Here is an 11,688-nt window from a genome sequence, read left to right as displayed (position 1 = left end):
AACCGGCCCGCACAGGAGAAGTTCCACTGCGTCGCCTGCGGCCACAACGCGCACGCGGACACGGTGGGCGCTGTCAACGTCCTACGGGCCGGGCTGGTCCGTCGCGAAGCCGCACCGGCATAGCGAGAAACCCCCTCATCCATGAGGGGGAGGAGTCACGTGGTTCGACGGACGTGCAACGTGCGATGGCCTGAACCCGCTGTTGAACGATGACCGCCAAGCCGCAACTTTTGCGGAGTGGTACCTCGACTGGCTCGCCCACGAGGAATCGCTGACGCCGCCTGAACAGCGCCGTGCCGCCTACCAGAGCTGGGACGAAGGTACAAGCCTCCCCATCTGGTACCGCTGGTTCCCCTGACGCCGTGAGCCTGCCGCGCTGCAGTCCGCGGTGCCGTGGTCAGCACTGGTGCGGGAGCATCACGGCGTGATGCCGGACCACGCGCAGGTCGGCGACCTGGATTCGCATCCGGCGCTGCCACAATGCTGTGGCCTACTCGTGCGCCTATGCGGGACTTGAGTTGACCGACGCGCGCGCTGTCCTGGGACCACCCGATACCTGGGCTCAACTGCCGCAGCGTGACTACTGGCGGCAGTGATGCAGGGGCTGCGGCGAGAGGATTACTCCGATACCGCCTGCAACTGCTCCCCACACCTGTTGGGATGGTCCCGAGGACGGAGCAGGGTCTTGCTGGCGCCCGGCTGCTCCCCGCGCGCGGGGGATGGTCCCCCGAAGGAACGGCGGGCGCGGAACCCGTCGACCTACTCCCCGCGCATGCGGGGATGGTTACGAACAGTTCGCGGTCTCCTTACCCCAGGGCAAAGAAACGCAATGTGCTGCGAGTCGGCAGTTGAAACTGCTATAAACTCCCGCTGCTTTGCTCGACTTCAAAAGGGGGGTCCTTTTGCGTACACGTCTTGCTGCCTCTGCAGTGGCAGTTGCCGTCGTTGGCGTCTTCTTCAGCGCTCCAGCCGCTTCCGCAGCGACGCTGCCGTCCACCAACACCGCCCACCACTGCATCCATCACACGACCGGCCTGTGCGGCTGGACTCACCACCAGAAGCCGAAGGATAAGTACGAGACGGCGAAGTGCAAGGACGCTTCCCTGTCGTACTCGCGGAACTCGCAGGGCACCTGCTCCCACCACCACGGCGTCCGCTACTGGTTCAAGTAGACGATCCATCGCATCCAAGCGGCAGGCGGTGGCATTCCCGGAGATCCTGGCCGGGAACGCCACCGCTGCCCCCACCGTGGGGCGTCGGGCCCGAGGTCGCACCCGGACAGCGTCGCCACCACGTCTCGTCGGCGCTCCTCGCATGCGGGGATGGTCCCCCTCGTGGGCACAGTCCCCGTTCCATGTCACGGTGCTCCCGGCAAGCGGGGATTCCCGACCAGGTCTCAGACAAGGGCCTCGTTCCGGCCTGCTCCCCGCATGCGCAAGGATCGTCCTTGTGTGAGAGCACGTTGCTGCTCCCCGTATGCGCGGAGATGATCCCCAGCAGGTTTTGGGAATAGAGCCGACGCAGTTTCCGCGCCTATGGGGAGCCCTGGTGGCGCCGTAGTTGGAGCTGTCTTACGGCGCCAATCCCGGCATCGCCGGAGTAAGAAAGGAGTTTTGCGGTTTGCCAGCGTCCGTGAAGGTGCGGGAGGCAGCGCTTGCTGGGGTGTAGAAGCGCAAGTCATGCAGTCTGCTCCCCACATGCGCGGGCATGGTCCGGCGCCGGCTGGCGGCGTCACGGTCCCGATCGACTGCGGTCCCCGCGAAATCCCGTTCACGCGAGCTCGCGCATACGGCGGATCGGGCTCGCGAGGAGGATCGCTGGGCTCACCGTGGAGAGCACGGCCATGAGTGCGAAGGAGACGCGGGTTCCCCACAGGGCGGCGGCACCTCCCGCGGCCAGCGCGCCGAATGGGATGGCGCCCCAGGAGATGAAGCGGACCGTCGCCATCACGCGCGGCAGTAGTTCGGGGGGTGTGGCGGTCTGCCGGTAGGTGCGCGTCACGATGCTCGTCACCACCACGGCCCCGGCGAAGCCGGCGTTCCCCAGGGCGAATAGGCCGAGTGCCACGGAGTGGCCGGACAGCGGCATCAGCGCCGCGAAGCACGGGGAGACCGCTGCGGCCCAACACAGCGCCCGGCCGCTGCCGAGGCGTGCCACGATCCGGGGTGTCAGCGCCGCACCGACTAGGGTGCCGAGGCCATCGGTCGCGATGAGTATCCCGACCAGGGCGGGCGGCGCGTCGAGGGTGCGGACCAGGAAGACCGGGGTGAGCGCCATCAGGCCGCCGCAGACGAAGTTGACGGCGGTCGCGTCCGCCGCGCAGGGGCCGATGACAGGGTGGCGGGTGACGTACCGCCAGCCTTCACGGACCATCTCGCCCATGCCGCGGCGCGGGCCCTCCTGCGCGGGGTGCGCAACCTGCGGCAGGCTGCCCATGAGCGCGGCCGAGACGAGGTAGCTGACCGCGTCGACCACGATCGACGTTGCCGCGCCGAGCAGCTGGACCAGAACGCCGCCGAGGGACGGGCCACCGAGTTGGGTCGCCGCCCTGGTTCCCGAGGTGAGGCTGTTCCGGCTGGTGAGCTCCTCCTTGCTGACGATGGAGGGCAGGAAGGTCGAGTTGCCGACGTCGAAGACGACGGACGCCAACCCGACCACCAGGGCCACGGCGATCAGGTGTGGCAGGGTCAGGACGCCTAGCGTGGCAGCCACCGGCACTGAGGCCACCGCGGCGGCCCGGACCAAGTCCATCGCCACCTGCGTCCCGCGCATGGGCAGACGATGCACGAGGACTCCGGCCGGGAGGCCGATCAGGAGCCACGAAGCGAAGGAGGCGGCCGTGATCAGGCTTACCTCGAATGCCGAGGCATGCAGCACGAGTACGGCGAGCAGCGGTAGGGCCACCGCTGTCACGGCGTCGCCGATCCCGCTCGCCGTGGACGCACCCCAGTAACGCCAGAACGCCGCCACGCGCGATCTGCTGTCCGGCTGCTTCTCTTTCTCTTCCCGCCCCTGCACCGCCGTCGTCATGTCTGCCCCCTGCGACCGTCGAGTGAGTCCCTTTAGGGAACTGACTATACTCATGGATCATGCGGTACACAGAGCTCGGCGACCCGGACTGCGCGATCGCGCAGGCGCTGGCGGTGGTCGGTGACCCGTGGACACTGCTGCTCATCCGCGACGTCGCGGGCGGGACGCACCAGTTCGACGCGCTCCGGGACGGACTCGGCATCAGTCGCAAAGTACTGACAGAGCGTCTGAAAAACCTTGTCGCGGACGGGGTACTGGAGAAGCGTCTCTACAGCCCCCACCCTCCCCGGTACGAATACCACCTGACGCCAGCCGGACGCGGCTTGCTGCCGGTCCTGGTCACCCTCCAGGATTGGGGCGCCCGCCATGTCATGGGCGACGGCGCCCTCTCGGCGACCAGCGCGACCGACTCCGCCGAGACCCGACGCGTGCACGCCCTGGTAGGGCGTCGGCTCCCCGAGTTCGAACTCGCCGGCCCGGAAGGCGTGCCGGTCGACCCAGTCTCCACGGACCGGGCGTGGACGGTCCTGTACTGCTTCCCCGGGGCTTACGCACCCGGCGGGCACAACTACCCACCGGGCTGGGGCCAGATCCCGGGCGCCCGCGGCTGCACGCTGGAGTCGTGCACCTATCGCGACCGGATGGCGGCCTTCGCCGAGCGCGATGTGGAGGTGCACGGAGTCAGCACGCAGCGCCCCGACCAGCTCGCCGCCTTCGCGGAGCACGAGCGGATCGCGTTCCCGCTCCTGTCCGACGCCGACCTGCAACTGGCCGCGGCGCTGCGGCTACCCACCTTCCGCGCAGCGGGCGTGGACCGGCTCAAGCGACTCACCCTCGTCCTCGACTCCTCCCGCACGGTGCGCGGCGTGCTATACCCGCTCAACGACCCGGCGGGTTCCGTCGACGACGCCCTAGCGCTCGTCGACTCGCTGGCCGGGGCGTGACAGACCTTCTGGACCTGACGTGCTTGCTGCGTACGATGGCTATTTTTCGCACCCCCGGGGAGATCCAGGGCCCGATCTCGCAGACGCTCAGTGCGCGCCCGCGGGGATGGTTCCGCCACCCATGTGATGCGGGTCAGCTCGGTGAGCTGCTCCCCGCGCATGCGGGGCTGGTCCCGCACCACCCTGACACGCTCGCCACCCGCCAGACCCTTGCTCACTGGCGGGGAGGAGGCAGGGGATGCGGCGAGTGTCGCAGACGCCTACGGCGACCTGCTGGACGACGTGGTGCGAGTACTGGGCCCGGACCACCTCTACATCTCTATAGCGAGCCAAAGCCTCACCTACTGGTACGAGCGGGCGGGTGAGGCATCAGGCACGGTTGGCTGGCACCAGCCAGCCGGGAAACTGTCTGCGGACTGCAGGTTCGATCGGGTCGTACGAAGTCCGCCGCCGGAGCACCTACGCATCGAAGGTTCTGAGAGCACCGCCAGCATTTCGCGTACGTACGGGTCTTGCGCGGCTTCTGGGGAGGATTTGTAAAGTGTTCAACTGCCCCGTGGCGTGTGTCCGGGCGTCCGTTGTGAGGGGATCGTCGCATGAGTCAGCACCAGCCCGGCCCGTGGTCCGTCCGCCCGCCTGAGCCTGTCCGCATGCCCGATATCCGCCCGCTGCACAAGCGCAAGCGCGTATGGGTCGGCGGTTTCGCGCTGCTCGCGGTCGGCGCCGCGTTCGGTGGTGGTAATTCCAGCGCGGCCAGTCCCGCGCCGCGCCCTACGGTCACCGTCACGAAGACGGCAGCGCCGGCGCCGACGGTCACCGTGACGAAGACGGCAGCGCCGGCGCCGACGGTCACCGTCACGAAGACAGCCAAGCCCGCGTCAACGGCCACGCACAAGTCAAGTGCCGGCTCCGTGGGGAGCAGCAGCGGCGGTTCGTCGTCAGGCGGCTCGTCGAATTCCGGCGGCGACACATCCCACCCGGCGGGGGTCACCGCCTTGTGCAACGACGGCACCTACAGCTATGCCGCCCATCACCAGGGAGCCTGCTCCCATCACGGCGGTGTTGCGGTCTTCTACAGGTAGCAGGCGCCGCGGCGCGGCTGCTGAACCTCACCGCTGCGGCTGCGGTCGGGGGAAATGGCGCAGCACCGGCGCAGGCGCGTCGGCTCGCCAGGTCCTCACGGGTGGTGCAGACCGCGCGCCAGGCCGTGTTGGGCGGCCGGGGTGCGAGGTGGCAGCGGAGCCGTCGTTGTCGAGAACGGCGCCTCTTGCCTGAGGAAAGGTAAGAACGGAGAGGAATGATGGCTTTCGGCTTTCGTGTGGGTGTGCCGGGGATGAGTGTGCGGGTTTCGACCCGGGGCGTACGCACCTCCGTCGGCCCCCGCGCGGCGCGCATCAGCATGGGCAGCGGCGGCACGCGGATCTCTTCTGGAGTAGGCCCCTTCTACGCCTCCAGTCCCCTGGGCGGAAGCCGCCGCAGCGCCGGCACGACCCGCTCGCGGGCCGTCGCCCCATCAGCAGCGCATCTGGACCGGGCCCGCCGGCAAGCCGAGCGGTCCCGGCAGGAGGCGGAACGCGACGCGGCCATCGCCCAGTTGAAGGAGCTGCGGCAGCAGACGACCAGTGTCCACCTGCAGTCCTTCACGCCGGCCCGGCCACCGGTCGTGCCGGGGCCTCCGCAGCTGAGTCTGGCCTGGGCCCTGGCAGAAGCCCAGGCCCACCACCTGGCGGCGCTGGGGGTCTTCGCCCGCGCCGAGCGGGCGGCGGCCAAGCGGAAGGCCGCGCAAGACGCCCCCGCCTACCTGGCCGCCGAACAGGCCCGCCTCCACGCCGTCCACGGCCATCTGGCCGCCGAAGCCGATCAGTGGTGGCAGGCCCTGATCGCCAACGACGAGGAGACCGTCTGCGAGGCGCTCGATTACGCCTTCTCCGACAACCCCGCCGCAGGCTGCGCGGTGGGAGTCGACGGAGCCGTCCTGTCCGTGGTGATACGGCAGCAGGACATCGACTCCCTGCCCGACCAGACGCCCGGAGTCACCCCCAGCGGGCGCCCCACTCTCAAGACCCTCAGCAAGCGCGACCGCACCCTGTGGTGGCTCACCTCTATGGGGTCGAACATCGTGGCCACGCTCAAAGAGGCATTCGCCGTCGCGCCCGGCATCACCGCCATCGACCTGGCCGTGCTCACGCGCCTGCCGGACACCCAGCGCCTGGGGTTCGTGACCTACGGCCGCTGGACGCGCCAGGCCATCGAAGCCGGCCCTTGGCGGGAGACGACCGACGCGCTGCGGTTCCTCGACATCGGCCAGGACGTCGCCTGCGCGGTCACCACCACCGCCTCCGGGAACCTCTCCAGCGCCATCAAGCCCCTGGACACCAGCCGGCTGCCCGGCCTGCAAAGTCTCCTCGACCACGCTCAGGACGACGCCGAACCCGGCGATGCGACCCTGGCCGGCCTCGACGGAGACCTGCGCGCCAGCGTCCCTGCCGCGCCCTCCGCTCCCCCGCCGGATCACTACCGGATCCGCCCCTTCGCCGAGTGGAAGAGTCAGACCACTCCCCGGACGCTGCCGCCCGCACCCGCGGCGCCGACCCACACTCCTGCGCTGCCGAGCCTCCCTGCTGCCACCGCGCTCGCGCCAGGAGAGAATCTGGTGCTGCCCGAAGAGGCCTGGCAAGTGCTGCGCATCGCCTTCCGCTTTGCCGGCGCCGACGCCGACCTCACCCTCTTCCTCACCGACACGGGCGGCCAGGTCACCTGCGATGAGGACTTCGTCTTCTACAACCAGCCCTCCGCCGCCCAGGGCGCGGCCCGCCTGCTGGGCAAGCAGACCGACGGCCCGCACACCGTCGAACGCGCAGCCCTCCACCTCGCCGCCCTGCCCGCCCACATCCAGCGCATCACGATCGCCGTCAACATGGACGTCGACACCGGCCTGACCTGCGGGGCCCTCACCCACGCAGCCCTGTACATGGAGTGCGTCACCGGGGCCACCTGGGCCTTCCAGCCCCCCGCCGACCCCGACATCCGCGCCATGGCCATCGCCGAGCTGTACCGGCACACCGCCAACGGCCGGCCCGTCTGGAAACTGCGCGCCATCGGCCAGGGCTGGGCCGACGGCCTCGACGGACTCGCCCGGGCGCACGGCGTCGACGTCGCCTAGCCGGTCAGCGTATGCCCCCTTTCCCGGCGGGCCGCATGGTCTGGGTGAAGGGCATCACGGCCGCAAGGCTGGCGGTCTGCCAGGAGGCGCCAGCTTGGTACGGGTCGGGCTCGTTCGGCCAATGGGGCCGGCGTCCACGGCACGACGGCCCGCCCGGCCCCTGACCAAAGATGCGCCCTTCCACACGCCGGCCTCGACGGTGGGGTCACCGTGGGCGCCAGGTACGGACTTCCAGGTGGATGATCATTGGCGGCGGCAGCCGGGGCGGGTGAGGGTGCAGGCCCCGCGAAGTGGCTCAGAAGCGGTTGACGATCTTCTTCGTCTGCTGCTTGCTGGTGCTGGGCCTCATCGGCGTCGTGAAGACGGTCACCGACGACGGCCGGCCCGACTGCTACAAGCGCTTCGCCGAGTGGAACAACGGCGGCGGCGGGGGACGCAACGAGGCAGTGGAAAACGGCACCATTGGCGAGGCCTGACATGAGACTGCCTACCGGCCGGAAGCGCCTGATCACCTTTCTCGTCTGTGCCTTCGTCGTCCTGGGTGCCATCCTGGGCGTCGTCGGCTGGGCCACGCTTGGCGGCAACGACGGGCCACCGCAGTGCGCGAAGCACCTGAAGACCATGTCGGGTACCAGCGAAGCGGGCCGCAACGAGATCGTCGACTGCACCTACAAGGTCGCGAAGTGGTGCCATGAGCATCACCCCGACGACACGCCCGCTTGCACGAAGGCCGTCTCGACTGACGGGGATGACCGCACTATGGGCAAGCGCTCGATTGCGGCACGCGATGCCACGGCTGCCCCCTCTGCCAAGTCGACGTTGCCGCCCTTGCAGCAGGCCTTCGAGAAGAACAGGAAGGCCCTGTACGACTGGTATGAGAGCGGCCTCGATCCCCTGGACATCAACATCGTGAAGATGGAACTGAAGCCGGACGGCCACGTGTACATCACGGTCGACGTGCCGTCGAGCAACCACGACCACGACGCCGGCCTGGACACCTTCAACTCGTACCACCAGGACGACTTCCAAACAACGTTGAAGCGCATGACCGAGCTGAGAGACATCAACGGCATCAAGACCTTCTACAAGGACGGCAAGCCGATCCAGGCGCCGGACCTGTCGGTAAACAACTGACCCATTTTCGTGCTGGAGCGTTCCCTCGCCGGCCACCGGGCGGCATTCCGCCCGGCCATCCGTACACGATCCCGGTGGACACCGCCTGCGCAGCTGGCGAGACCAGCGCAGGAGGCGCTGGTGGAGGCGCACACGCGGCCTGCCGCGCCGGCCAGGTCGGTGGGAGCTCACTGGCGATGGCAGGGTGCACGTCCTGCAGAGATCTGTCGGGTCTGGGAGCGCACTTCGGCGGCAACGGTGCGTCCGCGAGCACATCGGGGGCATCGGCCCGACTGGCCTGTGCGGCGGTTTACACCGGGTCCCACATGGTCCGTCTGAGGAGGCGTTGCAGAGGGCCGCGGCGAGGCCGAGGAAGGCCGGGTAGGTGCGAGGATGTCGCTCGTAGCGGGGTGAGAGGCGACGGTAGGCGGTGAGCCAGGACCTGATGGCCACCGCCCGCGCGACATCGCTCCACCTGCTTCCGCCGTCGTCCTGTACACCTGCTCGGCGGATGACGTGGCTTGCCCTCGCTAACCCGGGTCCGCCGGCGCGTACTCACGTGGCTATCGCGGTGGTTGAGGCGTCCGGCTGTTGGACGAGCCTGGCGGGAAGAGCCACGTACGCTGTGACACCCGAGCCCTCCGTGGGACGCAGCTCGACATGGGCGCCGAGGCGGGTCGCGAGCGCGCCGACAACATGGTGGCCGAGGAACCGAGTGGGCGCAGCGAGCAGGGAGCCGCCCTTGCCGGACAGCAGGGCGTTGGCCTGGGCCAACCGCTGCGCGGTCATCCCGATTCCCCGGTCGACCACGGCAAGGCAGTACTCGCCGCCATCCCGCCAGCCGTACACCGCGACGGGCTGCTGAGGTGGACTGAACATGAGCGCGTTCTCCAGCAACTCGGCGAGCAGATGGGAGAGTTCGGCGACACAATGGCCACGGACGCGACACTTCTCGATGTCGGTGAGGGCGACCCGCTGGTACTGCTCGACCTCGGAGACGGCCGACTGAACCACCTCGGTGACGGTGACCGCGCTGGGCCAGCGGCGAGCCGGGGGCTCCTCGCCGGCGAGGACAAGCAGGGACTCGGCGTTGCGGCGCATGCGCGTCGCCAGGTGGTCGAGCTCGAACAGTTCGGCGAGGGCGTCCGGGTCGAGCTCCTGGCTCTCCAGGGTGGTGATCAACCCGAGCTGGCGGCTGAGGAGCGCCTGGTTGCGGCGGCCGAGACTGGCCAGGGACTCGGTGCTGTTGCGGCGCATGACGGTCTGCTCGACGGCGAGGCCCACGGCGGTGCGCTCGACATTGCGCAGAGCGCTGGCCAGCCGGGTTATCTCCCGGGCATTGCCGGGGACCTCGGCCGCCCCAGGCTCCGTGGGCAACGGGGTGTCGGGGTCGGCCTCCTGGATGTACTTGACCACATCCGGCAGCCGTGTGCCCGCGACTGCGTCGGCCTCGTCGGCCAGGGCGCCCAAGGGGCGGGTGATGGAGCGGGCCGACAACACCGCGAGTGCGTAGGCCACGGCGAGGATCAGCGCACCCAGTGCCAGGAAGCCGATGAGTTCGCGTGTGGCCGCGCCGCCGACCTGGTCCGCTCGTGCCCGTACGTCGTCACCGACCTGTTTCTGCACGCGGTACAGATCATCGACGAGCGTTGTCATATCGGCCCACCAGGGAGCGACGTCGACGTCGAGGAACGAGCCGTCGGCACCCGCCTCGGCCTTGGTCTCGTACCCGGTGACGCGGCGGGCGGCAGCCGTCCCGAAGGCCTGGTCGAGGGATGACTTCTCGGCGCTGTCGGCAAGTTGGCGGAACTGGCCGAGGGCGGCGTCCCGCGTGGCGCGGACGTCGGTGAAGTCGAGGTACTCACCGCGGCGGAACCGCTGCGCCGCGAACACACCGTTCAGAAAGCCGCGTTCGAGGGCTACGGCCTCCGTGGCACGCGCCAGGGTCTGCAGCGCCTGCACACGTTGCGCGATACCGCGGTCGCCGTCGGGCGCGCCTGCGCCTTCGGCGTCGATCAGGGCGGTGACGGCCCCGGTGTAGAAGCGGAGTGTGGCAGTACGGTCGGCGGTGCCGGTGTCGACGACGGTACGGGCTCCGGTCAGGCCGACGAGCGGGAGCTGGGCATGGCGTAAGGCGGAGGCCGCAGCCTCGGGCAGCTCGCCGCTCTCCTGCGAGAGCGCCGCCCTCAAGGAAGCACGCGCGTTGTCGGTGCGCACCCGCTGCCTGCGGACATCGTCCCGGTAGTGCTCGGCGCCGCTCAACAGGCCGTTGGTGAGGCCGCGTTCCCGCTGGAGCTCACGGACGAGACCCTGCTCCCGCAGCAGGATGCCGACCTGGGATTGCGTGGCCCGCGCGGCGGACCAGGCGTGGGCGCGGTCGGCAACGCCCAGCCCGGTCAGGGCGAGGAGCAGACAGGTGGGTACGGCGAGGACGATCGCCATACGGCCGCGGATGGAGCCCCAGCCGGGAATGCGGATGGACTGGTCGGGTCGGCGGATTCGGTTCCCCCTCATGTCCCGCAAAGCTAGAGGCGGCCCGGCAGGCACCTCGTTTCCCGTTCGTAAGACATCGATGCACAGGTGCTCACCCGACGCACGCAGCAGCTGTGAGAGGGACACGGCGGTGACTCCTCCCCCGGCAGAAGCCGGGGGCTTCTCGCTATGCCGGGTGGGCGTCGCGACGGACCAGCCCGGCCCGTAGAACGTTCAGGGCGCCCACTGTGTCCGCGTGCGCGCTGTGGCCGCAGGACTGACAGTGGAACGTCTCCTGGGTGGGCCGGTTGCCTGCTGAGACGTGCCCGCACTCGGGGCAGGTCCGGGAGGTGTTGCGGGGGTCCACAGCGATCACTTCCCGTCCGGCGCTTTCAGCCTTGGCGTGCAGGATCGTCAGGAACACCCCCCAACCGGCATCCGACATCGAGTGGTTGAGCCCGGCCTTCGCCGCCGCCCCGTTGGGAAGGAAGCTGCTGGGCTGTTCGGGGTCTGGCTTGGGCGCGGGGGCCTTGACCATGTTGCGGATCTTAAGGTCTTCGTGCGCGATGAAGTCGTGCTGGCGCACGAGGTCACAAGCGGTCTTGTGGGCGTGGTCCAGGCGCTGGCGTCGGACCTTGCGGTGCAGGTCGGCAACGCGCTGGACGGCTCGGCGGTGGTTGGCGGTGCGCTTGTCGCGGCGGGCGCGGGGGAAGCGGGCGAGAGCCTGTTGTGCGGCTTCGAGCTGTGCGGCGGCCTTCCGGCCGTGGCGCGGGTTGGGTACGAACTCGCCGTTGGAGTCGGCCAGGAAGTTGGCTATGCCCATGTCGATGCCGACCACGCTGCCGGTCGCCCCAAGCGGCTCGGGGGCGGCCTGCTCGACGGTCAGGATGACGTACCAGCGCTTGCCCTCACGCTTGACGGACACGGTCTTGACCTTGCCGACCACGGGCCGGTGCTGGTTGACCT

The 11,688-nt window shown here is 69.4% G+C and carries 9 protein-coding genes and 1 pseudogene; 6 read left to right on the top strand and 4 right to left on the bottom strand.

The features are described 5' to 3' along the window. The first annotated feature begins 929 nt into the window (after positions 1-929). Positions 930-1,172, top strand: coding sequence for a DUF3761 domain-containing protein (locus LZ604_RS34765; protein ID WP_234520159.1), 243 nt, complete (start codon positions 930-932; stop codon positions 1,170-1,172). 598 nt (positions 1,173-1,770) lie between these two features. Here LZ604_RS34765 and LZ604_RS34760 read toward each other — a convergent pair. Then, positions 1,771-3,030, bottom strand: coding sequence for an MFS transporter (locus LZ604_RS34760; RefSeq protein ID WP_234520158.1), 1,260 nt, complete (start codon positions 3,028-3,030; stop codon positions 1,771-1,773). A 59-nt stretch (positions 3,031-3,089) separates the two neighbouring features. On the opposite strand from LZ604_RS34760, the gene LZ604_RS34755 reads away from it, so the two are divergent. From LZ604_RS34755 to LZ604_RS34735, 5 genes are all read left to right on the top strand, one after another. Beyond that, on the top strand, positions 3,090-3,974 hold the full coding sequence (locus LZ604_RS34755) for a winged helix-turn-helix transcriptional regulator (protein WP_234520157.1): 885 nt from the start codon (positions 3,090-3,092) through the stop codon (positions 3,972-3,974). A 650-nt stretch (positions 3,975-4,624) separates the two neighbouring features. Beyond that, the gene (locus tag LZ604_RS34750; RefSeq protein WP_234520156.1) at positions 4,625-5,056 is read left to right on the top strand and encodes a DUF3761 domain-containing protein; all 432 of its coding nucleotides are present in this window, start codon (positions 4,625-4,627) and stop codon (positions 5,054-5,056) included. A 251-nt stretch (positions 5,057-5,307) separates the two neighbouring features. Then, positions 5,308-7,137: a TerD family protein gene (locus LZ604_RS34745; RefSeq protein ID WP_234520155.1), complete on the top strand. Its 1,830-nt coding sequence runs from the start codon at positions 5,308-5,310 to the stop codon at positions 7,135-7,137. Between the two features lie 305 nt (positions 7,138-7,442). Next, entirely contained in the window at positions 7,443-7,613 is a 171-nt protein-coding gene (locus tag LZ604_RS34740; RefSeq protein WP_234520154.1) for a hypothetical protein, read from the top strand. Between the two features lies 1 nt (position 7,614). Beyond that, complete coding sequence (locus tag LZ604_RS34735; protein WP_234520153.1) at positions 7,615-8,271, top strand: hypothetical protein; 657 nt, start codon at positions 7,615-7,617, stop codon at positions 8,269-8,271. A 327-nt stretch (positions 8,272-8,598) separates the two neighbouring features. On the opposite strand, the pseudogene LZ604_RS36510 reads toward LZ604_RS34735, so the two are convergent. From LZ604_RS36510 to LZ604_RS34720, 3 genes and pseudogenes are all read right to left on the bottom strand, one after another. Then, positions 8,599-8,763: pseudogene (locus LZ604_RS36510) on the bottom strand (IS5/IS1182 family transposase); the annotation flags it as partial. Between the two features lie 42 nt (positions 8,764-8,805). After that, on the bottom strand, positions 8,806-10,764 hold the full coding sequence (locus LZ604_RS34725) for a sensor histidine kinase (RefSeq protein ID WP_234520150.1): 1,959 nt from the start codon (positions 10,762-10,764) through the stop codon (positions 8,806-8,808). A 145-nt stretch (positions 10,765-10,909) separates the two neighbouring features. Continuing rightward, positions 10,910-11,688, bottom strand: a 779-nt coding sequence (locus LZ604_RS34720) for an RNA-guided endonuclease InsQ/TnpB family protein (protein ID WP_234520148.1), incomplete at its 5' end; no start/stop codon positions are given.

It is taken from the genome of Streptomyces glomeratus, from assembly GCF_021462825.1.
GTDB lineage: Bacteria > Actinomycetota > Actinomycetes > Streptomycetales > Streptomycetaceae > Streptomyces > Streptomyces glomeratus.
Note: the sequence above shows the minus strand (reverse complement) of the source record. Positions and strands in the feature narration are given on the sequence as shown.

What these genes read in the sequence shown, in the direction of transcription:
- LZ604_RS34760 (WP_234520158.1), bottom strand. Translation starts at nt 3,030, where the DNA reads ATGACGACGGCGGTGCAGGGGCGGGAAGAGAAAGAGAAGCAGCCGGAC.
- LZ604_RS34755 (WP_234520157.1), top strand. Translation starts at nt 3,090, where the DNA reads ATGCGGTACACAGAGCTCGGCGACCCGGACTGCGCGATCGCGCAGGCG.
- LZ604_RS34750 (WP_234520156.1), top strand. Translation starts at nt 4,625, where the DNA reads ATGCCCGATATCCGCCCGCTGCACAAGCGCAAGCGCGTATGGGTCGGC.
- LZ604_RS34745 (WP_234520155.1), top strand. Translation starts at nt 5,308, where the DNA reads ATGAGTGTGCGGGTTTCGACCCGGGGCGTACGCACCTCCGTCGGCCCC.
- LZ604_RS34735 (WP_234520153.1), top strand. Translation starts at nt 7,615, where the DNA reads ATGAGACTGCCTACCGGCCGGAAGCGCCTGATCACCTTTCTCGTCTGT.
- LZ604_RS34725 (WP_234520150.1), bottom strand. Translation starts at nt 10,764, where the DNA reads ATGAGGGGGAACCGAATCCGCCGACCCGACCAGTCCATCCGCATTCCC.